The following is a 20,872-nucleotide window of genomic DNA, read 5'->3' as shown; positions in this document are numbered from 1 at the left end:
CACTTCTGCTCTGGCCAACACTCTGCTCCCCCGCCGCTATTCCGCCCAGGGGATAGTGACCTGAAAGACTGTTCGCGTTCACCTACGGCGGCCAAGGTTGATCCATGCGCAACCTGCTGGTCCCCCTTGTCGTGGCGCTGCTCGCGCTCGGCCTGCCCGGTGTCGCCGACGCCCGGCCCGGCATCGTCATCCCGACCGCCCAGACCCCCGCCTTCGTCGACGACGCCTCGGGCACGCCGCCCAGGGCCAACGCGGACGACCCGGCGATCTGGGTGCACCCGTCCCGGCGTGCCGACAGCGTGGTGCTGGGCACGCTCAAGGAGGGCGGGCTGGCCGCCTTCGACCTGTCCGGCAGGCTGCTGCGGCTGGTGGCCGCCCCGCCGCCGCCGGTGGCCGGGGCCGCGCCGGGGCGGTTCAACAACGTGGACCTGCTGGGCGATCTGGCCTTTGTCAGCGACCGGGGCCGGGACCGGGTGCGGGTGTACCGGGTCGACCCGCGCGGCGCGGCGGCCGGGAAGGCCGTGCTCAAGGACGTGACCGCGGCGCGGACCCCGCTGGTGTTCAGCAAGTCCGAGGCCGAGGTGGACGAGCAGCGCACCGCCTACGGCCTGGCCGTCGGCACCGACCGGGACACCCCGCTGGTGGTGGCCAGCCGCCGCCACGAGACCCGGCTGGCCCTGCTCACCCCGGTGCGCACCGCCGAGGGCGTCTCCGTCCGCCAACTGTCCACTGTGGACCTACCGGCGAGTTTCCGGTTGCCCGACGGCAAGACCTGGGCGCCCTGCGGCGAGCCGGGCGAGGGCCCGCAGATCGAGGGCATGGTGATCGACTCCCGGCACCGGGTGCTCTACGCGGCCCAGGAGGATGTCGGCATCTGGCGGATCCCGTTGTCCGCCAAGGGCTTCGGTCAGCCCGAGCTGATCGACCGGGTGCGCGAGTTCGGCGTGCCAGCCAAGTACGACGAGCAGACCGAGGAGTGCGTGCCTGCCGGCGCGGACCCCGGCTTCGGCGGGAAGTGGCTGACCGCGGACGCCGAGGGCCTGACCATCGCCGACGCCGGACACGGGCGCGGCCAGCTGGTCGCCTCCAGCCAGGGCGATTCCCGGTTCGTGGTCTACGACCGGGAGAAGCCGGGCACGGTGCTGGGCACCTTCCGGGTGCGCGAGGGGCATGGCAGGGACTCGGTGGAGCACTCCGACGGCGCGGCCGTGGTGACCACGCCGCTGCCCGGCTACCCGGCCGGACTGCTCGCGGTGCACGACGGAGAACGGAAACCGGCGGCCACCGACCCCTCTGGCAAGGAGCTGGAGACCACCGGTTTCGCTTACCTGAGCTGGAAGGACGTGCTGGCTTCCCTGGAGCGCTGAGTTACTGCGCCGGCGGGATCGGTGGGATCGGCGTCCCCGCGGGCGGGGTCGGCGTCTCGTTCGGCGGCGGTCCCGGCGGGTTCGAGGTGCCCGGTGCGGGAGCGGGGTTGCGGGTGGCCGCGGCCTCGCTCTCGATCCGGTTCAGCCAGCGGCCCCAGCGGTCCTGCATGGGCCGGATCAGGCCGCCGCCCACACCGACCACCAGGATGCCGCCGACGGTGGCCAGCACCGCGATCAGCACCGGGGTGGTGACCGTGGTGGCGATGCCGAGCTGGTTCAGCGCGGCGATCACGCCGAGGGCCAGGATGAAGGCATAGGTGATGCCGCGCAGCAGTCCGGTGAACGGGCGGTTGCCGATGGCGGTGCCGACCAGGTCGCGGGCGATGCGGGCGATGGCCGCGGCCACCAGCAGCAGCACGATGGCCACGATGATCCGTGGCAGGTAGCCGATGATGTCGGTGAGCAGCTGGCTCACCGCGTTGCCCGCGCCGAAGACGCCGAAGGCCAGTTGCAGTGCGATCAGCAGGACGAAGTAGTAGACGAGTTTGACGATGATCTCGGCCGCGTCCACCCGCTGACTGGCCAGCAGGGTGCCGATGCCCGCCTTGTCGGCCAGCTTGTTGAAGCCGGTCTTGCGCAGCAGCAACGAGACCACCTTGGCCAGCGCCTTGGCGATCAGCCAGCCGACCAACAGGATCAGCAAGAAGCCGAAGAGCTTCGGCACGAATGTGGCCACCATGGACCACGCGTCCGCGAGTCCCCGGCGTAGTTCGCCTCCCACGACTTCCTCCTCATGTCCGCGACAGCTTGTCGCTACGGAGTTGATCGTGGGCCGGATGGACTAAACCAGCAAGGCGCGACACAGACCCGATAGGAGTAATGCACTAGCCCCAACGGCCCTTGACCGTCCACAGTAGAACCACCGGTGGGGACCGGAGGGATGAGAAGGCCCGGCGCACGCGCCGGGCCTTCTCCCGTTTCCGTTGTCCCAGCGGCTGAATCAGAACGGCAGGTTGGCCACCTTGTTGGCCACCGCGGCCTGCCGCACCTTCTCCGCGAGCGCGCCCGGCGGGGTCGGCGCGAGCCGGCGGGACCGCGAGGAGGCCGACTCGGCGTCGGTGGGCACGTCCGGCCGAGGGGTGCCCGCGCAGATCACCCGGCTCGGCGGCAGCACGCCGTCGACCAGGTACCGGTTGACGTGCTCGTCAACGCAGGTGTTGCCGCCAAGGGCGTACAGGCCGTGCCGACCCTCGTCCGCCACCGAGATCAGGTGGTCCTCCAGGCGCTCGGCCATGGCCGGGCCGCCGTCGTAGTGGGTCTGGGTGTCGCCGTCGGCCTGGATCACCACGCCGGTCTGGTAGCCCTTGCGCTTGAGCTTGACCGGCTTCTCCGGCGGGGTGAACGAGCGGAAGGTGCAGGTGCGCGGCGCGGCCCTGGTCACGCCGAGCCCGTAGGGGTAGCGGTCCCGGAACTCGCGCATGTCCTGGTAGTAGCTGTTGAGATCGCGCGGCCAGTCCGCCTCGCAGGTGACCGTGTCGAACACGCCCGCGCGCAGCTGGGCCAGGCCAAGGGTGGCGAGTTCCTTGCCGGCCTTGGCCGCCTCGGCGAACTCGGCCGAGCCGGGCTGGAAGTCGCGGAAGTACTTCACGTCCTCGGCGAGGAACTCCCAGTTGAACCGGTAGCGCGCGCCGCCGCCGACCCCGGCGTCGAACTGGGTGCGGTCGAAGCCGTCAGCCGGGGTGGCGTGCAGCTTGGCCGCGACCTGCTCGACGGTGGCCAGCACCTCGGCCTTGGTCTTGCCGATGCCGAAGCGGTTGTTGCGCTGCCCCGCCCACTCCGCCCACAGGTCCACGTTGTCCCGGAAGGCCACCGACTGCTGCTTGAACTGCTGCCGCCAGATCCACTCCGGGTGCACCGAGGAGTCCAGCACGCTGCGGTCGAGCTGCTTGGGGAACAGGCTGCCGTAGACCGCGCCCAGGTAGGTGCCGTAGGAGTAGCCGACGTAGCTGAGCTTCTTCTCCCCCAGCACGCCGCGGATGACGTCCATGTCACGGGCGGTGTTGGGCGTGTTGACGTGCTTGCGCAGCGCGCCACCGGCCTTGCGGCAGGCCTCCTCGCTCTGCCGGGCACTGGCCGTCCAGGCCGCGAAGTCCTTGTCCTCCGGCCGCGAGCTGAGCTTGTGCAGGTCGGTGGTGACCTCGCAGCTGAGCAGGGTGGACTCGTTGACCCCGCGCGGGTCGAAGCCGATCAGGTCGTAGACCTCGGTCAGCGGGGTGCCGTAGAAGTAGGTCGGCAAGGCGAGGCCGCTGCCGCCGGGACCACCCGGGTTGGACAGCAGGATGCCGCGGCGCTTGGCCGGGTCGCTGGCCTTGAGCCTGCTGACCGAGAGCGCGATCCGCTCCTGCTTGGGCTTGCCGTAGTCCATCGGCACCACCAGGGTGGCGCAGTCCAGCGCGCTGTTGAACTTGCACGGCTGCCAGTTCGGAACCTGGCTGTAGAACTCCTTGAGCGCGGCCGGGTTGGCCGTTTCCGCTGCTTCGGCGGGCTGGGTCGCGGTCACGACCTGGCTGCCGAGCAGTCCGAGCAGACCGAGTGTCAGCGCGGCTGCCCTCGGCCAGCCACCACGGGCGGCGGTTGTTCTACGCACGGTGAGACCTCCTGCATCGCCTGTGCCCCTTTCGGGCGAGCAGAACGTTCCTACCGGCGGGTGAACAGCGAAAACAGGGCAGACCGGCGGCACATTATTCTGGGATTTTCCCCGTATAGGCGGTCACTCGACAGAGGTAACGCCCTGGGTGAGCTTCAGCGATGCCACGGCGTGGGACGCTGGGCGACATGAGTCCCGAGGTCGTGCCGCAGCCGCACCCGTCGCCGGAGCTGTCCACGGCGACCCTGCGGGGCCTGGAGCGCGCGTCAGGGGACCTGGCCGCGGCCAGCATCGCCGCGATGGACTCCCAGCTGCCCTGGTTCCGCCGGATGCCTGCCGACCAGCGGGCCAGCGTGCTGCTGGTGATCCAGACCGGCGCGGCCAACTTCGTGGAATGGCTGCGCGACCCGCGCCAGGCCATCCGGCTCACCGCCGAGGCCTTCCGGGCCGCGCCACGGGACATCTCCCGCTGGGTCAGCCTGCGCCAGACCGTGGAACTGGTCCGGATAGCGATCGACATGCTCGAGCAGCAGCTGCCGATACTGGGCAGGGACACCGCCGAGCGCGCCTGGCTCACCGAGGCCGTGCTGCGCTACGGGCGGGAGATCGCCTTCGCCGCGGCCACCTCCTACGCGGCCGCGGCCGAGGCCCGCGGCGCCTGGGACGCCCGCCTCGAGGCGCTGATGGTGGACGGCATCGTGCGTGGCGACGCCGAGGAGTCACTGCTCTCGCGAGCCGCCGCGCTGGGCTGGGACCTGGCCGCCGAGGCCACCGTGCTGGTCGGCAACCCGGCCAGCGACGACCCGCCCGCGGTGGTCTTCGACGTGCGCAGCCGGGCCGCCCGCACCGGCCGCGCGGTACTGCTCGGCGTGCAGGGCTCCCGCCTGGTCGTGGTGCTCGGCGGCCCGGTCGCCGGATCCACCGGGCACGACGTGCTGGCCAAGATGTCCGAGGCATTCGGCGACGGGCCGGTGGTGGCCGGGCCGACCGTGTCCAGCCTGGCCGAGGCGCACCACAGCGCCGCCGACGCCATCTCCGGCCTGCGCGCGGTGGTCGGCTGGCCTGCCGCGCCGCGCCCGGTGCGCTCCGGCGAACTGCTGCCCGAACGCGCGCTGGCCGGTGACCCCGAGGCCGAACGGCAGCTGGTGGAACGGGTGGTGCGGCCGCTGGTGGAGGCGGGCGGCTCGCTGCTGGAGACCGTGGAGGCCTACCTGGAGGCCGGTGGCGTGCTGGAGAGCTGCGCGCGCACCCTGTTCGTGCACTCCAACACCGTGCGGTACCGGCTGCGCCGGGTGGCCGAGATCACCGGGCACACCGCCACCGATCCGCGGGACGCGCTGGTGCTCCGGGTGGCCCTCGCGGTGGGTCGGCTGGCCAGGGCCCGCGGACTCTGGTGACCTCCGTCTCAATGCTCACCCATTCGGCCTAACGCGCGAGCTGGACTTCTAGCGGTCGCCACAATGAAACTGACATATCTGGCCCCGTTTTCTATTACTGCTTGTAGACACTCCACAAAACCAGCCGCCGAACTTAGTTCCCCGCAGCATGCCTCCAGACCCCCTTGAGCGTGTTCAGTTACCGACGTGATCGCTCTCCTCGCTCCCGGACAGGGCTCGCAGTCCCCCGGCATGTTCGAGCCCTGGCTCGCGCTGCCCGGAACCGCGCAGCGGCTGTCCCACTGGTCCGAGCTGACCGGGCTGGACCTGGTCCGCCTCGGCACCACGGCGACCGCGGAGGAGATCAAGGACACGTCGGTGACCCAGCCACTGGTGGTGGCCCTGGCGTTGCTGGCGTACGAAGAGTTGGCCCGCCGGGTCGAGTTGCCCACCGACGTCCCGGTCGCCGGCCACTCGGTCGGTGAGCTCGCCGCCGCTGTTCTGGGTGGCGTGCTCACCGCCGACGACGCCGTCGCACTGGCCGCGGTGCGCGGCGCCGAGATGGCCGCCGCCTGCGCGCTCGAACCGACCGGCATGATCGCCGTGATGGGTGGCGTGGAGGCCGAGGTCCTCGCCCGGATCGAGGAGTTCGGCCTGATCCCCGCCAACCGCAACGGCGCTGGCCAGATCGTGGCCGCAGGCAGCCTGGCCGGGCTGGACAAGCTGCTGGCGAACCCGCCCGAGCGCGCGCGGGTCAAGGCGCTGCCGGTCGCGGGCGCCTTCCACACCGGATACATGGCCCCGGCGGCCGAGGCGCTGCGCGCCCGCGCCGCCCAGGTGACGGTGAACAACGTCACGCGCCCCTTGTTGTCCAACGCCGAAGGCGCTGTGCTCCCTGTGGGCACCGGCGGCGCCGAAGTGCTTGGCCGGCTGGTCACCCAGGTGACCTCGCCGGTGCGTTGGGACGCCTGCATGACCACCCTCGCTGCTCAGGGTGTGACCGCGGTCGTCGAGCTGCCTCCGGCCGGGACCCTGAGTGGCCTGGTCAAGCGCGAGCTGCCCGACGTTGCGCGGCTCCCCCTGAAGTCCCCGGCCGACCTAGACAAGGCGGTCGACCTGTTCGCCGGTGGTGCGGCGTGAGCAACGAGGAGCGACCAACCATGCAGCTGGCCCCCGGCCCGGTCGGCACGAAGATCATCGGACTCGGCAGCCACCAGGGCGACCGCGTGGTGACCAACCACGACATCGCCAAGCTGGTCGACACCTCTGACGAGTGGATCCAGAGCCGGGTGGGCATCAAGTCCCGCAGGCTCGCCCGCGAGGACCAGTCGCTGACCGACATGGCGGTCGAGGCCGGCAAGAAGGCCGTCGCGGACTCCGGGCTGGACCCGACCGAGATCGACACGGTCATCATCGCCACCTGCACCATGCCCACCACGATCCCCAACGCCGCGGCCCAGGTGGCCGCGCGGATCGGGATCGTCAAGGCGGGCGCCTTCGACGTGAACGCGGCCTGCGCGGGCTTCTGCTACGCCATGGCCACCGCCTCGGACCTGGTCCGCGGTGGCTCCTCCCGCTACGTGCTGGTGATCGGCGCCGAGCGCTTCACCGACTGGGTGGACTGGACCGACCGCTCCACCTGCATCATCTTCGCCGACGGCGCGGGCGCCGTGGTGGTCGGACCCGCCGACGAACCCGCCATCGGGCCGGTGGCCTGGGAGAGCGCGGGCGGCATGGCCGAGGTGATCGGGGTGACCCCGCAGCGCTACCTCTACCAGGAGGGCCAGTCGGTGTTCCGCTGGGCCACCACGGAGAACTGGCCGGTGGCCGAGCGCGCGGTGGAACTGGCCGGGCTCAAGCTCTCCGACATCGACGTGCTGGTGCCGCACCAGGCGAACCTGCGGATCGTGGAGTCCATCGCCAAGGAACTGCGCGGTCGCGGCGCCCGGGAGGACCTGGTGGTCGCCAGGGACATCGTCACCAGCGGCAACACCTCCTCGGCCTCGATCCCGATCGCCCTGGACCACATGCGTGCGGCCGGTGAGATCTCCAGCGGTGATGTCGTGCTGCTCATTGGTTTCGGCGCCGGCCTGGTGTCCGCCGGACAGGTGGTCATCTGCCCCTGAGCACGGGGGCGGCAACTCAACAAGACTCCGGGGCGGCCGCTGCCGCCCTGGTCGGTGGGTAACGCGAAAGGAACAAGCTCAATGGCTTCGAACGAAGAAATTCTCGAAGGTCTCGCCGAGATCATCGAAGAGGTCGCCGGTGTGGACCAGGCCGACGTCTCCGCCGACAAGTCCTTCGTGGACGACCTGGACATCGACTCGCTGTCCATGGTCGAGGTCGCGGTGCAGGCCGAGGACAAGTTCGGCGTGAAGATCCCGGACGACGAGCTGGTCAACCTGAAGACCGTCGGCGACGCGGTGAACTACATCTCGAAGAACCAATGACATCTCCTGACGTTGTCGTCACCGGTCTCGGTGCGACGACTCCGCTCGGCGGCGACGTCGCGTCCACCTGGGACGCGATGCTCGCCGGGCGCAGCGGGGTCGGCGTGCTCAAGGCCGACTGGGTGGACAGGTTCGATCTGGACGTGCGTATCGCCGCCCAGCTCGCTGTCGAACCCACCGAGGTGCTGACCAGGGTCGAGGCTCGCCGCCTCGACCGGTCGGAGCAGGTCGCCCTGATCGCCGCGCGGCAAGCGTGGGCCGATGCGGGCACACCCGAGGTCGAGCCCGAGCGGCTGGCCGTCGTGGTGGGCACCGGCATCGGTGGCGCCCTGACCATCCTCGGTCAGGACGACATCCTGGAGACCTACGGGAAGCGCAAGGTCTCGCCCCTGACCGTCCCGATGCTCATGCCCAACGGCCCCGCGGCCGTGGTCGGGCTGGAGCTGGGGTCCAGGGCCGGGGTGCACGCTCCCGTCTCCGCCTGCGCCTCCGGCGCCGAGGCCATCGCCTGGGCGTGGCGGATGCTCAAGGCGGGCGAGTGCGACATCGTGGTCTGTGGCGGCGCCGAGGCGAGCATCTGCGCGCTGCCGGTGGCCGGTTTCTCCCAGATGCGGGCGATGAGCACGCGCAATGACGAACCCGAACGGGCCTCCCGCCCGTTCGACACCGCCCGCGACGGGTTCGTGCTCGGGGAAGGCGCCGGGATCATGGTGCTGGAACGGGCCGAGTACGCCGCGGCGCGCGGGGCGAGGGTGTACGGGCAGCTGGCCGGGATCGGCACCAGCGCGGACGCCTACCACATCACCGCCCCGGAACCGGAGGGCAAGGGCGCCAGCCGGGCCATCAAGGCCGCGCTGCGCACCGGCGGGCTCACCCCCGCCGACGTGGGGCATGTGAACGCGCACGCGACGTCGACCCCGGTCGGCGACGTGGCCGAGGCTGCGGCCATCCGCTCAGCCATCGGCACCCACGCCGTGGTCACCGCGCCGAAGTCCGCACTGGGTCACCTGCTGGGTGGTTCCGGTGCGGTGGAGGCGATCACCACCGTGCTCGCGATCCGCGACGGCGTGATCCCGCCGACGCTGAACCTGGAGAACCTCGACCCCGCGGTCGGGTTGGACGTGGTGACGGGCGGACCCCGGCACGTCCGGCTGCAGGCCGCCGTGAACGACTCGTTCGGTTTCGGCGGGCACAACGTCGCACTGGCTTTCGCCTCGGTCTGAGTCTCCGCCCCGGTGTTTTCCGCCGGGTTGCCCTCAGACCGGGGCGTCAGCCTCTTTTTTTCGCGCTGTCCCGCACCTCTCGAGGCCCGTGTGATGACGGCGTTGCGGCCAAGACTGACCAAAATGCACCCCCGGGGGCGGATCCGTTCTCCCTGGTTACGGCTGAGCCGTCTGCCCGACGGCGGCGCGAGGCTGGCCGGGTGTGCGTGAATGGCCCGGGATGGCGCACATCGTGGCCGCGGACGGGACCGACGCCTGCGCTCGGGCCCGACAGATCACCGGGTTGTTCCTGATCAACCCGCACGCGGTGCACACCGAGCGGGACCTCGCCGCGCTGTTGCCGCAGTGTCGGCGTGCTGGTGAACAACCCGCTCCGGGTGGGCGGCGTGGTCCGCCGCGGCGCGAACCTGCTGCCTGCCTTCGCCGCAGCCGCCATCCTCCGAGCCACCCTGATCACGCGAAAGCCTACGGCCGCGCCTACATCGCGATGAACTCCCGCACCCCAGGCGGCGCTGCGGGAGGAGCTGGCGTGCAAGCACGAGCGGGTCACGGGTGGTGGGCGAAGTAGCCGAACCCCGGCAGATCCACCGGAAGCCGGGCACGGCGCGCACGGCTCCATCCCGCACTGGCATGCACGGCCTCTGGCGCTGGGTCTGCCCGGATCTTCGGACAGACCCAGCGAGGGCTCAGCTCGGGCAGCCCTCCGCGCCGCCACGCTGCCCGACCGAGTTCGGCAGCAGCGTGGCCGGTCACCAATGCAGTACCCCTTCGCCGTCGCAGAGTTCGCAGCGGTCGTAGTCGCGTCGTTCGTCGTACGCACCGGAACCGTCGCAGTCCGGGCAGATAGCAGATTCGTTGGACATGCGGCCGACGGTGTGCGGCCGGTGTCACTCGCTTGTTCGGCCACCGCGACAGCGTTGTTTGGGCACCTGCATGCCAGTGTCACCGGTTCCGAGGGCGGAGAACGGGGACATCTCTGTCCCGCTGGCTCAGCAGACCGAGACGATGGTGCTCAGCGGCGAGCCCTTGTCGATGCGCAACGTCCGGCCCTCCATGGCGAGCTGATAGGTCGCCCGCCACCGGTTGCAGTCCGAGCGCGCGTCCGCCGGGGACTTGGCCGGGTCCTGGGTGCTGGTGAAGGTCAGCATGATCCGCAGGGTGCCGCCAGGGGAGTTGATCACCCGGCGGACCAGGATGCTGCCGTCCTTGGTGGTGGCGTAGTCGGCGAGCCAGACCGTGCGCTGGGTCTCCTGGGAGACCTTGGCGGTGACGTGGGCGCGCCACTGGTCGAAGTTGCGGTTGTTGATCGCCTCGAAGTAGCCGGTGAGCAGGTTCTTGATGGCCGGGGCGTCCGGGTGCGCGCTGGCGTCCGGGGTGAACTCCACTGTGGACGGTCCGGGTTCCTGTTCCCGTGGCCGTGCCGAGGTGCTGTCGATGACCGCGCGCACCGTCGGATCGGCGCCCGCGGTGGGGTAGGCCTGACGCAGGGTCAGCCCGATCGACACCGCGCCGAGCAGCACCAGCCCGACGAGAAACAGCGGCCAGAACCGCCGCAACCCACTCACCCCACCAGGGTGCCACACCAACCTGTCAGCTCAGCCCACCCGGTGCAGCCAGGTCACCGGCGCGCCGTCGCCCGCCCGGCGGAACGGCTCCAGGGCGTCGTCCCAGGCCGCGCCGAGCAGTTCGCCCAGGCGGTGGGTCATGGCCTCGGCGGCGCGGTTGGCGGCCATCAGGGTGCGCAGCTGGTCCTCGGTGACCACGATGTCGCCGTTGGCACTGGTGCGGGCCCGCCACAGGCCAAGGCCCGGGACGTGGCAGAACCGCTCGCCGTCCACGCCGGTGCTGGGTTCCTCGGTGACCTCGAAGCGCAGCATCGGCCAGGCCCGCAGCGCGGACACCAGCGAAGCGCCGGTGCCGGCATCGCCGGTCCAGGCGCATTCGGCGCGCAGCTGTCCTGGCGCCGCCGGCTGGGCGGTCCACTTCAGATCGGCCCGGCCACCAAGGGTGCCCGAGATCGCCCACTCGACGTGCGGACAGACCGCAGACGGCGACGAGTGGACGTAGACAACGCCACTGGTGCATCCCCGTGCGCTCACTGTTGACCTCCGCTACTCGACGAGGGACGTCTTCCCCGCGTACCTCGTCTTGTGCAACGGACGGTGCGTCGTGACTTTCCGGCGATCACCCGTGCGGTCATTCTGCCCTGCGCGACCTCCAATGCGCCAGAAGAACCAACCGACACCCCGATCAGTGTCACCCAGCCGGGGGCGTTCACCCAGTGTGTTCGGGTACAGATTGCGAATTGGGTGGTTGCCCGTAACCCACGGGGGGACTCCCGCTACGGTTTGAGCCGACCGGAGCAACCGGGACGGGTACGGGACGAGTCACGCGCGGAGGTGTTTGGCGTGCGGTTGGTGCGGCTCGGTGACGATCCGTCCGCCAGGGTGGAAGGTGTCGAGGCCGATCTGCGGGCCGCGCTGTCCACCTGGGGCGCCGGGACCGACCTGGCCGGCGGGATCGCGCTGCTGGACTGCACGCCGCCGGGCAGCCTGCGGCCGCTGGACGCGGTGATCGTGCTGCCCCGCGGGGTGATCGTGGTGGTCGGGGTCGACCTGCCCGGTCCGGCGATGAAGCTGGAAGCCCCGTTGCAGGGCCAGTGGAAGGTCGACGGCTGGCCGTTGATCAGGGACGACGGGCTGCTCAACCCGGCGGTGGAGGCGCTCACCGCGGCCTCCGCGCTGACCCAGCGGTTGCAGGCGGAGCGGATCGAGCCGTTACCCGTGTCCACCATCGTGGCGGTCGGACCGTATGTCGCCCAGGTGTTGCAGCCCACCGGGGACCTGCACCGCGGGGTCCGGGTGCTGCACCCGGCGCCGACCGCGATGCTGGCCGCGGTCAAGGAGTTGTCCACCTACGAACGCCCGTGCACCGCCGAGGCCGCCAGGCGGCTGCTGTCCAGTGTGGACCGGCGCACCGCCGCGCTGACCGCCGGTGAGCTGGTCGCGGAGGGTTTCGCCGATTCGGTGAGTCCGGATCTGGCCAGTGCCAGCACCATGCTCATCCCCCGGTTCACCGCCGACGGCCGCCCCGCGCCGCCGCGGCCCGCCGCGCCCCGGCCGAAGAAGCGCCAGCCCTGGCTGCCGCTGGCCGGGCTGGCCCTGGCCGGGCTGGCGCTGGTGCTGTTGATCGCCACCGTGGCCCAGTCCTGTAGTGCGGAACCGGCCCAGCCCGAGGGCAGTGGCGCGGTGTCCTCGTTGCGCAGCGCGGAGCCACCGGAGTCCACTGTGGACGGTCTGGACTTCGTGCCGCGCGGCTCCTCCAGGGAGACCGACTGCGGGCCGAGGGCCTTCGGCCAGTTGCAGCAGTGGCTGCGGGAGAACCCGTGCACCGCGCTGGTGCGCAGCCTGTTCGAGGTCAACGAGGAGCGCAAGGCCGCGGTCTCGGTGGTGGTGGTCAGCTTCGCCGACGCGGTGCAGGCGCAACGCTTCCAGGCGCTGGCCGACGACGAGCAGAGCGGCGGGGTGAACGAGCTGCTGCGCGAGGGCCGGAGCTGGCCGGGCGGGCCGAGTTCGTTCGCCCAGGCGGTGTCCTCGACCTCGCGTGATGGCACCAGGGTGCGGATCGTGCGCGCGGTGTGGGTGAGCCAGGAGACCAAGCAGACCGATGTGGTGCTGCAGGGCATCGCCGAGCGCGCGCTGCGGCTGCCGCTGCCGGGTTAACGCCTCAGACGGCGGAGCAGCACGAAGGTGGCCACCGCCAGCACCGGGGCCAGTACCAGCAGATCCGGCACTCCGGCGGCGAACGCGCCGGCGCGTTCGGCCAGTGCGGACTCGGTGTCCACGCTGACGATCCCTGGCAGCGTCGCGGTGCCGTCGGTGACCAGGAACAGCACGCCGATGCCGATGAACAGCAGCCCGGCCACCAGGTTCAGCGAGTGCAGGCGGAGGCGGCCGATGCCGATCTCCCTGCCGCGCAACCAGGTCCGCTGCCCCAGCTGGAACCGGTCCCACAGCGCGGCCAGTGCGAACAGCGGCAGCACCATGCCAAGGCCGTAGACCGCGAGCAGGGCCGCGCCGTAACCGGGATCGCCGCCCGCGGCGGCCACGGTGAGCACGCCGCCGAGGATCGGGCCGGAGCAGAACCCGGCCAGGCCGTAGGTCGCGCCGAGCACGAACACCGAGGCGGCCGAGGAGATCCTGGTGCCGGCCGCGAAACGCTGGGACAGGCCGGAGCCGAAGCCGCGGCCGAAGAGCTGGGCCACGCCGAAACCGATCAGCAGCACCGCGGCCACCGCGATCACCGTCTGCCGGTGCGCGGTGAGCAGGCCGCCGAGGCTGGCCGCGGCCGCGCCGAGGGGCACCAGGGTGGTGGCCAGGCCGAGGTAGAACACGCCGGTGCGGGCCAGCAGCCGGGCCGGGCTGCCGAAGGCGTAGGCGAAGAAGGCGGGCAGCAGCAACGCCGAGCAGGGGCTGGCCAGCGCGAGCGCGCCGCCGAGCAGCGCGCCGAGGTAGCCGAGCTGGCCGGTCACTTCTTGGCGGCCTGCTCGATCAGCCGGACGAAGGTCTCCAGCGGCTGCGCGCCGACCACCGCGCGCCCGTTGATCAGGAAGGACGGCGTGCTGGTCAGCCCCATCTCCTGGCCTTCGGCGGCGTCGGTGCGGATCTCCTGGCGCAGCGTCGGATCGGCCAGGTCCCGCTCGAACTTGGCCATGTCGGCCACGCCGGAGCGGCGGGCCAGGTCGAGCAGCCGGTCCGGGCCGAAGTCGGCGTGCCCGGAGCGCGGGGCCTCGGCGAAGGCCAGTTCGTGGAACGGCCAGAACCGGCCCTGCCGACCGGCGGCGCGGGCGGCCACCGCGGCGGCCTCGGACTCCGCGCCGAACATCGGCAGGTCCCGCCACTCGATCCGCAGCAGGCCCTGCTCCACGAAGCGGCGCACGAGTTCCGGACGGGTGTCGGTGCTGAACTTGGCGCAGTACGGGCAGCGGTAGTCGGCGTACTCCACCATGACCACCGGCGCGTCCACCCGGCCCTTGGCGTAGGGATCGCCTTCACGGCGGCGGGTGAACCGGGAGTCAAGTTGCCGGGCGGCGGCATCCATCTGACTTTGGTTGGGCGTTGGCGACGCCGAGGTGCCCGAGGTGGCGGGCGCCGGCGCGTCGGCTCGCGGGGTGTCGCCGTCGGTGCGGCCCAGGGCCAGGTAGGCCAGCAGCACCCCCGCCACCACCACGATCGCGGGTAGCGCGAGCTGCCAGGCCGGGCGCTGGGCGGACTGGGTTTCCGGCTGGTCGGGCTGCGGCTGGCTCATCGTCTGACACCGTAGCGGCGCGGCCCGGACCGACCAAAGGTGGTGTCAGCCCCCCTACCTTTGGGGGAGCTGCCCCTGAGGCGACTCGGGAGTCCACCCCATGGCCGCGGCGGGCCCGGCCCGCGAGGCTTTTTCCCATGAACAGCATGGGGGTCCGCGGGGCTACGCCGGTCGGCACCGGCAACCGGAACGCGGTGGTCGATCTGGTGCGGCTGACCGCGGTGGGCATGGTGGTGTTACTGCACTGGATCAGTCCGGTGATCACCGTGACCAACGGCGCGGTGAAGGCGGGGATCGCCTTCAGCGGCCCGGTGACCTGGGTGGCGACCTGGTTCCTGCAGGTGATGCCGCTGGTGTTCATCGCGGGTGGGTTCGTCAACACCGCGGGGGTGGACGCGACGGCCCGCAAGGGCCAGTCCGCGGTGACCTTCCTGGCCCGCCGGGCTCGCCGCCTGGTGACCCCGACCCTGCCACTGGTCGGGATCTGCGCGGCGCTGGCCACCGCGGGTTCGCTGCTGGGTCAGCCCGCGATCGCCATCGTGGGCGACCAGGCGGCGAACCCGCTGTGGTTCCTGGCGGTCTACCTGGTGGTGGTCGCGCTGGCCCCGGTGATGGTGCGGCTGCACGACCGGTTCGGCCTGGCCGTGCCCGCGGTGCTCACCCTGGCGGTGGCCGCGGTGGACACCTACCGGTTCGCCACCGTGGGGCTGACCGGGTCGGCCGGGATGCTCGGCGATGTCAGCCTGGTGCTGGTGTGGGTGACCGTGCACCAGCTCGGCATCGTGCTGGCCCGCGGTGGCCTGGCCCGCTTCGGCGACCGGGGACTGCTGGGGGTGGCGGGGGTCGCGGTGGCCGGGATCGTGGCGCTGATCGTGTTCGGGCCGTACCCGCCGGCGCCGATCGGGCTGCCGGACGTGCCGGTGTCCAACCTGGCCCCGCCCACCGTGCTGATGGTGCTGCTGGGCATCGCGCAGGTGGCGCTGCTGGCCCGGTTCACCCCGTGGCTGGAGCGGAAGCTGGACGGGGCGCGGACCCGGAAGCTGTTGCAGCGCGGGAACTCCACCCTGATGACGGTCTACCTGTGGCACATCCCGGCGGCGCTGCTGGTGGCCGGGGTCTGCCTGCTCGCGCCGGAGCTGCTGCTGCCGCAGCCGGGCGCGGCCTGGTGGTCCTCCCGGCCGATGTGGCTGCTGGCCTGCGGGCTGGTGCTGTTCGTGCTGGTGAAGTGGTTGCGCCACTTCGAGACCGGCGAGCGGGAGACCCGGCGGTCCGGGCCGGTGTCCGCGCCGCTGATCGTGGCGGGCACGGTGGCCGCGGCCTTCGGGTTGCACGAGATCTTCCTGTACGGCCTCGACCTGGCCGCGCAGGACGCCGCGGGATCGTGGCGCGGGGTGCTCGCACTGGGGGTGGGCGCGGTGCTGTTGCGCGTCGCCGAGCGGGCTACCTCATCCTCAGCGTCATAGTCGCCGTGGTTCGGCCCGGCTCCGCAACGCGGGGGCGACCGGGCGGCCCTGGAGCAGGCCCTCGACCGAGCCTGCCTCCAGGGCCTTGCGGTACACCCCGAGCGCGCCCTGCACCGCCTCGGCGGTGTGCGCCAGGTCGGCGTCGGTGTGCGCGGCGGAGATGACGAAGGACTGGCCGAGCACACCCCGGCTGAGCAGCTCCTGCAGGAACAGCGTGCGGTAGGCCTGGGACGGGCGGCCCTGGGCGTCGCGGGTGGTGAAGACCAGGCAGGACGGGCGGCCCAGCGCGGCCACCGCGTCCTGCACGCCGTACTCCCTGGCCAGCTGGTTCACGGTTCCCGCCAGTGATGTGCCCTGGCGTTCCATCACCGCCACCGGATCGGACTCCCGGTACACCGCGGCCACCGCCCGGAACGCGGCCAGCGAGACCGATTCCGCGCCGTGCGTGGTGGAGAGCAGGAACACCCGGTCCGCGTCGGTGGCCAGGCCGCCCAGCTCCATCAGCTCCCTGCGACCGGCCAGCGCGGCGATCGGGAAGCCGTTGCCCATCGCCTTGCCCCAGCAGGACAGGTCGGGGCGCACCCCGTACACCTGCTGCGCGCCACCGGCGGACCAGCGGAAACCGGTGATCATCTCGTCGAAGACCAGCACGATGCCGTGCCGGTCGCAGATCTCCCGCACGCCTTCCAGGAAGCCGGGCTCGGGTTCGGCCAGCGCGGTGGCCGCCTCCAGCACCACGCAGGCGATCCGTCCACTGTGGATGTCCACAACGGACCGCAGCGAGTCCAGGTCGTTGTAGCGGAAGGCCACGCTCAGCGCGCGGACCGCGGCCGGGATGCCGGCGGACATCGGCACGGTGCCGATGAACCAGTCGTCGGTGGAGAAGAACGGCTGGTCGGCGCAGAGCGCGACCAGGTCGCGGCCGGTGGCGGCCCTGGCCAGCCGGACCGCGGCGGTGGTCACGTCCGAGCCGTTCTTGGCGAACTTGACCATGTCCGCGCCGGGCACCGCGGCCAGGAAGTCCTCGGCGGCGGCCAGTTCCAGGGTGGTCGGGCGGGTGAAGTTGAGGCCGTCGGCCAGCACCGCGCGCACCGCGTCGACCACCGGGGCGTAGCCGTGCCCGAGGGTCACCGCGCGCAGGCCCATGCCGTACTCGACGAACTCGTTGCCGTCGGCGTCGGTGACCCTGGCGCCGGCGCCCTTCACCAGAACCGGGGTCATGAATTCGGGGTACTGGTCGGCGCCCCTGGCGTAGGTGTGCGCACCCCCGGGCACCAGCTCGTGCAAACGCGCCTGGAGCTGGGCCGATCGGTGGAAGCTCATCAACCCACAATATTCGCCGGGCTCCGCAGCCATTCCGCGTCCTCCGGCAACAGGCCCCAGAGCTGGTGGTCGAGCAGTTTGCCGCCGACGTGCATGTGCGAGCGCAGCACGCCCTCCTTGCGGAAGCCGTTGCGCGCCACCAGGATGCCCGCCGCCCGGTTGCCGACCCCGACCGGTGCGGTGAGCCTGCGCAGGCCGACCGGGCCGAAGCCGTGCCGGATCAGCGCGCGCATGGCGGTGGCGGCCACCGCGGTGCCGTGGAAGGCGGAGTAGACCCAGCCGCCGAGTTCGGCCAGGCCCTGGTCGCGGTCGATCCGGTCCAGCATCATCTCCCCGGCGAAGCGGCCGTCCACCTCGACCACCATCGGGATCATGCCGCCGCGCCGGGCCGCGCGCAGGAAGTTGTCGCAGCGGGCCCGCCAGACCTGCTGGCAGGACCGGCTGTCCCAGGAGGCGGCGCTGGTCGGCCACCAGGGTTCCAGCCACTTGCGGTCCGCACGCACCGCCTCGCACCAATCGGGTGCGTCGGCTGGTCTGGGTGGACGCAGGGTGACCGCGCGGTCGTGTCCGGACATCGGGCCGAGCACCGCGGGCCAGCCCGGGTGGTGTGGCCGCAGCCGCCGGGTCACCGCGGCCAGTAATACGCCGCTGCGCATGAAATTCCACTCCTCACAGCCATTCGACGGCAAGATACTGACATGCGCTCGAACGTCCCGACAGTGACCGTGCTCGGCATTCGGGTGGTTTGCCTGCCCCGGAAGCAGGTGCTCTCCGTAGTGGGCGAACTGCTCGACTCGCCCGCCCCGCGACTACTCGCCTACGCCAACGCGCACTCGCTCAACGTGGCCGTCCGAAATGCCGCCTACCGGCGGGTTCTGGACGACGCGGCGCTGGTGCTCAACGACGGCGCCGGCCTGGCGATCGCCGCCAGACTGCAGGGAAAAAGCTTTCCGGACAACCTCAACGGCACCGACCTGACCCCGGAGATCCTGCGGGTGGCGGCGGAGCGTGACGCCCCGGTGTACTTCCTTGGCGGCGAACCGGGCATCGCGGAGACCGCTGCGAGAAACCTCACCACCAGGATCCCCGGGTTGCGGGTTGCGGGCACCCGGCACGGCTATTTCACCCCGGCGGAGCAGTCCGAGGTGATCGAGGGGATCAAGGCGTCCGGGGCGCGGATCCTGGTGGTGGCCATGGGAAATCCGCGGCAGGAGCTGTGGCTGGACCGCCATCTGGCCGATACCGGCGCCCGGTTGGGGGTAGCCGTTGGCGCCTTCCTGGATTTCGCCGCGGGCAAGGTTTCCCGGGCGCCTGAGTGGATGCGGAAGGCCGGGATCGAATGGCTCTACCGGCTCGGACTGGAGCCGCGCAGGCTGTTCGCCCGCTACGTGCTGGGCAACCCGCTGTTCCTGGCCAGGGTGCTGGCCGAGCGGGTCTTCACGAAAAGGTGACCGGGGGCGAGTACAAATCGAGGCCGTGACGACTTCCCGGGTGTGCTTCGTGACCACCTACCCGCTGGGCCGGGCCGAACTCGGCGGCAGCGGCTGGGTGGACCGCAGGCTGGTCGCCGTGCTGCGCTCCACCGGCGTCGAGGTCGAGGTGGTGTGCGTCACCGGCCCGCCCGGCCAGTGGGCCGAGCAGGAGGTGGTCTGCCACGCCGCGGGCGATGTCCCGCTGGAGATCCGCGGCGACCGGGCCAAGCTGCTGCGGGTCGCGGCTGGCATGGCCGTGACCGAACAGCCCTACCTCTCCCGCAAGTTCACCGCCTTCCCCGGCTGGCGGGCCGCCGCCAGGCTGCTGCGGGAACGCGCGGCAGGCCGGAAGGTGATCACCAGTGGCTGGCCGGGCCTGCTGCTGGCCGAGGCGGCCGGGGTGCCGGTGGCCGCGCACATCGCGCACAACGTGGAGAGCACCATCGCGGTGGAGCATTCGCCGCGGCCACTGCGCCTGCTGGGTGAGACCTGGCGGCTGCCGAAGGCGGAACGGCGGCTGCTCTCCTTGCCGCGCACCGTCTTCGCGCTCTCCCGCACCGACGCGGAGTTCATCACCCGCTGGGCCGCGCCTGCCATGCCACTGCCGCTGACCGTCCGGCCGGTGCCGGATCCCGTTGCGGCGCAGGCGGTCGGCTTCATCGGCAAGGCCAGCTGGCCGCCCAACGAGCGGGCGCTGGCCAGCCTGCTCGGGCCGGTGCACGAGGAGCTGACCCGGCTGGGCACCGATGTGAAGTTCGTCCTGGCCGGGTCGGGAACCGAGGTGCACCAAGGACATCCGCGCACCACCGCGCTGGGCCGGGTGGCCGACGAGGCCGAGTTCTACCGGCAGGTCGGCCTGGTGGTGGTGCCGCGGTTCGGGGCGAGCACCGGGATCAGCGTGAAGATGCTGGAGGCGGCCGAGTACGGGCTGCCCTCGGTGGTGCCGCCGCAACTGGCCGAGGCGGTGGACCCGGCCGGTCCCTGGCTGATCGCCGACGGCCCGGCGCAGACCGCCGAGGTGATCCGGCGCTGGCACCGCGGTGAGACGCGGGTGGACGTGCCGGGGTGGACGGCCGCGCACGACGGCACGGAGACCGGGCAGGCGCTGCTGGCGGCGCTGTAGCGGCCGGGGGTGGCGGGCCGGGTGGCGCTACAGGTCCGGCAGTGGGTCGGGCGGCAGGAAGGTGGTCTCGTCGATCTCCGCGTCCGCGCAGCGCACCACCGGGATGTACTCGTCCTCGATCTCCAGCATGGTGCTGCCGATCTCGATGGTCGCGGTGGTGCGGATGTCCACCGGGCCGAGCTGGATGGTCCTCGGGTAGTGCGCGAGGACCCCGTTCGGCCGGTTCCTGCGGAGGAAACTGCAGGTCAGGATGGTCACCGTGCGGCTGGTGACGGCGACCAGCACCGGGGCCATGCCCGGGTTGAGGGTGATCGCCGGGAAGAGGTAGCGCAGTTCGGCGCCCGCGGGCAGGAACCCGCGGCACCGCTCGCGCACCTCACCGGATAACGGCACCTCAGTCGTCATCCCCGCGGGAGATGGCCTTGCGCGCGGACTTGGTCCGGATGTCGATGCCACCCATCACGGCGAAGCCCTTGACGTGCACCACGGGCGCGTTCGGCGGCAGGTCCTCGTCGTCGACCTTGACCTCCTTGCCACCCATGAAGCTGAACCCGCCGACCTCCACCCGCACCCCGGGCGGCACGGTGATCTCCACCCCGCCCATGACGGCCACCGCGATGATGGTGATCTCCGGCGCGCTGAACTCGGCCCGGCGCAGATCGATCTCGGTGCCACCCATGACCGCGATCGTCGCGGTTCTACGGGAGACCCGCCAGCGCCCCTTGCGCGTCGCGCCGGAGAGGAAGGCGACCACCCACTTGGTCTTCTCCCCCACCGGGCTGTGCCGGATCGGCACCGGGGTCGGCGCGGGCGCGGCGAGCACCGGCAGGTCGGCGACCACCCGGTCCAGCTCACCGCGGGTCACCGCGGCGTAGGCCAGCCCGACCCGCTCGTTGTACTCGGTCAGGGTGATTCGCCCCTCGCCGACCGCCTGGTTGAGGCGCTGGGCGATCAGGTCGCGTTCGGCGTCGCTGACCCGCATCTCGGGGAGGTCGTTCATGGGAGCCAGGCTAGTGGGTGCCCTCCTCAGCACGCCGAGTGTTGGCCGAACTGGTACGGCGTGTTTGCCGTTGTCGTACGCCTCGTTGGCCGTTGTGGGACGGGTCGGTGCACGGGCGAAG

The 20,872-nt window shown here is 71.6% G+C and carries 20 protein-coding genes; 10 read left to right on the top strand and 10 right to left on the bottom strand.

The window, feature by feature from the left end; all coding sequences use genetic code 11:
- The first annotated feature begins 104 nt into the window (after positions 1–104).
- Positions 105–1,367, top strand: coding sequence for a phytase (locus HNR67_RS13410; RefSeq protein ID WP_185002358.1), 1,263 nt, complete (start codon positions 105–107; stop codon positions 1,365–1,367).
- A gap of 1 nt (position 1,368) precedes the next feature.
- On the opposite strand, the gene HNR67_RS13405 is transcribed toward HNR67_RS13410, so the two are convergent.
- Positions 1,369–2,148, bottom strand: coding sequence for a mechanosensitive ion channel family protein (locus tag HNR67_RS13405; protein WP_185002357.1), 780 nt, complete (start codon positions 2,146–2,148; stop codon positions 1,369–1,371).
- Positions 2,149–2,367: 219 nt separating this feature from the next.
- The gene (locus HNR67_RS13400; protein WP_185002356.1) at positions 2,368–4,014 is read right to left on the bottom strand and encodes an alpha/beta fold hydrolase; all 1,647 of its coding nucleotides are present in this window, start codon (positions 4,012–4,014) and stop codon (positions 2,368–2,370) included.
- 188 nt (positions 4,015–4,202) lie between these two features.
- Here HNR67_RS13400 and HNR67_RS13395 point away from each other — a divergent pair, with 188 nt between their 5' ends.
- The 5 genes from HNR67_RS13395 to HNR67_RS13375 all read left to right on the top strand — a co-directional run bounded on the left by HNR67_RS13395 (position 4,203) and on the right by HNR67_RS13375 (position 9,063).
- Positions 4,203–5,411, top strand: a complete 1,209-nt coding sequence (locus tag HNR67_RS13395) for a PucR family transcriptional regulator (RefSeq protein WP_185002355.1) — start codon at positions 4,203–4,205, stop codon at positions 5,409–5,411.
- 186 nt (positions 5,412–5,597) lie between these two features.
- Complete coding sequence (locus tag HNR67_RS13390; protein WP_185002354.1) at positions 5,598–6,530, top strand: ACP S-malonyltransferase; 933 nt, start codon at positions 5,598–5,600, stop codon at positions 6,528–6,530.
- Positions 6,531–6,550: 20 nt separating this feature from the next.
- Complete coding sequence (locus tag HNR67_RS13385) at positions 6,551–7,516, top strand: beta-ketoacyl-ACP synthase III (RefSeq protein WP_185010589.1); 966 nt, start codon at positions 6,551–6,553, stop codon at positions 7,514–7,516.
- 81 nt (positions 7,517–7,597) lie between these two features.
- The gene (locus tag HNR67_RS13380) at positions 7,598–7,840 is read left to right on the top strand and encodes an acyl carrier protein (protein ID WP_185002353.1); all 243 of its coding nucleotides are present in this window, start codon (positions 7,598–7,600) and stop codon (positions 7,838–7,840) included.
- Positions 7,837–9,063, top strand: coding sequence for a beta-ketoacyl-[acyl-carrier-protein] synthase family protein (locus tag HNR67_RS13375; RefSeq protein WP_185002352.1), 1,227 nt, complete (start codon positions 7,837–7,839; stop codon positions 9,061–9,063). Before HNR67_RS13380 ends, HNR67_RS13375 begins: the two co-directional genes overlap by 4 nt.
- Before the next feature lie 989 nt (positions 9,064–10,052).
- Here HNR67_RS13375 and HNR67_RS13370 read toward each other — a convergent pair.
- Positions 10,053–10,628, bottom strand: a complete 576-nt coding sequence (locus HNR67_RS13370; RefSeq protein WP_185002351.1) for a hypothetical protein — start codon at positions 10,626–10,628, stop codon at positions 10,053–10,055.
- Positions 10,629–10,658: 30 nt separating this feature from the next.
- On the bottom strand, positions 10,659–11,162 hold the full coding sequence (locus HNR67_RS13365) for a DUF3145 domain-containing protein (RefSeq protein ID WP_185002350.1): 504 nt from the start codon (positions 11,160–11,162) through the stop codon (positions 10,659–10,661).
- A 309-nt stretch (positions 11,163–11,471) separates the two neighbouring features.
- On the opposite strand from HNR67_RS13365, the gene HNR67_RS13360 reads away from it, so the two are divergent.
- On the top strand, positions 11,472–12,785 hold the full coding sequence (locus tag HNR67_RS13360) for a hypothetical protein (protein ID WP_185002349.1): 1,314 nt from the start codon (positions 11,472–11,474) through the stop codon (positions 12,783–12,785).
- On the opposite strand, the gene HNR67_RS13355 is transcribed toward HNR67_RS13360, so the two are convergent.
- Together HNR67_RS13355 and HNR67_RS13350 are read right to left on the bottom strand one after the other, a co-directional pair.
- Entirely contained in the window at positions 12,782–13,594 is an 813-nt protein-coding gene (locus HNR67_RS13355) for a cytochrome c biogenesis CcdA family protein (RefSeq protein ID WP_185002348.1), read from the bottom strand. The two genes, HNR67_RS13360 and HNR67_RS13355, sit on opposite strands and share 4 nt — an antisense overlap.
- Positions 13,591–14,370 (bottom strand): DsbA family protein, encoded by a 780-nt coding sequence (locus HNR67_RS13350; RefSeq protein WP_185002347.1) that lies wholly within the window; start codon positions 14,368–14,370, stop codon positions 13,591–13,593. Before HNR67_RS13350 ends, HNR67_RS13355 begins: the two co-directional genes overlap by 4 nt.
- A gap of 137 nt (positions 14,371–14,507) precedes the next feature.
- On the opposite strand from HNR67_RS13350, the gene HNR67_RS13345 reads away from it, so the two are divergent.
- Entirely contained in the window at positions 14,508–15,833 is a 1,326-nt protein-coding gene (locus tag HNR67_RS13345) for an acyltransferase family protein (RefSeq protein ID WP_185002346.1), read from the top strand.
- Here the strand turns inward: HNR67_RS13345 and HNR67_RS13340 are convergent.
- Together HNR67_RS13340 and HNR67_RS13335 are read right to left on the bottom strand one after the other, a co-directional pair.
- Entirely contained in the window at positions 15,828–17,156 is a 1,329-nt protein-coding gene (locus tag HNR67_RS13340; protein WP_221489882.1) for a glutamate-1-semialdehyde 2,1-aminomutase, read from the bottom strand. The genes HNR67_RS13345 and HNR67_RS13340 overlap by 6 nt on opposite strands.
- The gene (locus HNR67_RS13335; RefSeq protein ID WP_185002344.1) at positions 17,156–17,812 is read right to left on the bottom strand and encodes a GNAT family N-acetyltransferase; all 657 of its coding nucleotides are present in this window, start codon (positions 17,810–17,812) and stop codon (positions 17,156–17,158) included. Before HNR67_RS13335 ends, HNR67_RS13340 begins: the two co-directional genes overlap by 1 nt.
- Before the next feature lie 42 nt (positions 17,813–17,854).
- Between HNR67_RS13335 and HNR67_RS13330 the strand changes: the two genes are divergently transcribed.
- Both HNR67_RS13330 and HNR67_RS46205 read left to right on the top strand, forming a co-directional pair.
- The gene (locus HNR67_RS13330; protein WP_185002343.1) at positions 17,855–18,607 is read left to right on the top strand and encodes a WecB/TagA/CpsF family glycosyltransferase; all 753 of its coding nucleotides are present in this window, start codon (positions 17,855–17,857) and stop codon (positions 18,605–18,607) included.
- 25 nt (positions 18,608–18,632) lie between these two features.
- Positions 18,633–19,751 carry a glycosyltransferase gene (locus HNR67_RS46205; protein ID WP_185002342.1) on the top strand — a complete coding sequence of 373 codons (1,119 nt, stop codon included), beginning with the start codon at positions 18,633–18,635 and terminating at the stop codon, positions 19,749–19,751.
- Between the two features lie 27 nt (positions 19,752–19,778).
- Here the strand turns inward: HNR67_RS46205 and HNR67_RS13320 are convergent, their stop codons facing one another.
- Both HNR67_RS13320 and HNR67_RS13315 read right to left on the bottom strand, forming a co-directional pair.
- On the bottom strand, positions 19,779–20,156 hold the full coding sequence (locus HNR67_RS13320; protein ID WP_185002341.1) for a hypothetical protein: 378 nt from the start codon (positions 20,154–20,156) through the stop codon (positions 19,779–19,781).
- Positions 20,146–20,751, bottom strand: a complete 606-nt coding sequence (locus HNR67_RS13315; RefSeq protein ID WP_185002340.1) for a DUF1707 SHOCT-like domain-containing protein — start codon at positions 20,749–20,751, stop codon at positions 20,146–20,148. The genes HNR67_RS13320 and HNR67_RS13315 overlap by 11 nt, the downstream gene beginning before the upstream one ends.
- Positions 20,752–20,872 lie beyond the last annotated feature (121 nt).

Origin of the sequence: Crossiella cryophila, assembly GCF_014204915.1 — a bacterium.
In the GTDB taxonomy this organism is placed as follows: domain Bacteria; phylum Actinomycetota; class Actinomycetes; order Mycobacteriales; family Pseudonocardiaceae; genus Crossiella; species Crossiella cryophila.
This window is presented reverse-complemented; position numbering and strand designations above follow the sequence as displayed.

What these genes read in the sequence shown, in the direction of transcription:
- HNR67_RS13330 (WP_185002343.1), top strand. Translation starts at nt 17,855, where the DNA reads ATGCGCTCGAACGTCCCGACAGTGACCGTGCTCGGCATTCGGGTGGTT.
- HNR67_RS13410 (WP_185002358.1), top strand. Translation starts at nt 105, where the DNA reads ATGCGCAACCTGCTGGTCCCCCTTGTCGTGGCGCTGCTCGCGCTCGGC.
- HNR67_RS13375 (WP_185002352.1), top strand. Translation starts at nt 7,837, where the DNA reads ATGACATCTCCTGACGTTGTCGTCACCGGTCTCGGTGCGACGACTCCG.
- HNR67_RS13380 (WP_185002353.1), top strand. Translation starts at nt 7,598, where the DNA reads ATGGCTTCGAACGAAGAAATTCTCGAAGGTCTCGCCGAGATCATCGAA.
- HNR67_RS13345 (WP_185002346.1), top strand. Translation starts at nt 14,508, where the DNA reads ATGAACAGCATGGGGGTCCGCGGGGCTACGCCGGTCGGCACCGGCAAC.
- HNR67_RS13335 (WP_185002344.1), bottom strand. Translation starts at nt 17,812, where the DNA reads ATGCGCAGCGGCGTATTACTGGCCGCGGTGACCCGGCGGCTGCGGCCA.
- HNR67_RS13395 (WP_185002355.1), top strand. Translation starts at nt 4,203, where the DNA reads ATGAGTCCCGAGGTCGTGCCGCAGCCGCACCCGTCGCCGGAGCTGTCC.
- HNR67_RS13350 (WP_185002347.1), bottom strand. Translation starts at nt 14,370, where the DNA reads ATGAGCCAGCCGCAGCCCGACCAGCCGGAAACCCAGTCCGCCCAGCGC.
- HNR67_RS13385 (WP_185010589.1), top strand. Translation starts at nt 6,551, where the DNA reads ATGCAGCTGGCCCCCGGCCCGGTCGGCACGAAGATCATCGGACTCGGC.
- HNR67_RS13320 (WP_185002341.1), bottom strand. Translation starts at nt 20,156, where the DNA reads ATGACGACTGAGGTGCCGTTATCCGGTGAGGTGCGCGAGCGGTGCCGC.
- HNR67_RS13340 (WP_221489882.1), bottom strand. Translation starts at nt 17,156, where the DNA reads ATGAGCTTCCACCGATCGGCCCAGCTCCAGGCGCGTTTGCACGAGCTG.
- HNR67_RS13315 (WP_185002340.1), bottom strand. Translation starts at nt 20,751, where the DNA reads ATGAACGACCTCCCCGAGATGCGGGTCAGCGACGCCGAACGCGACCTG.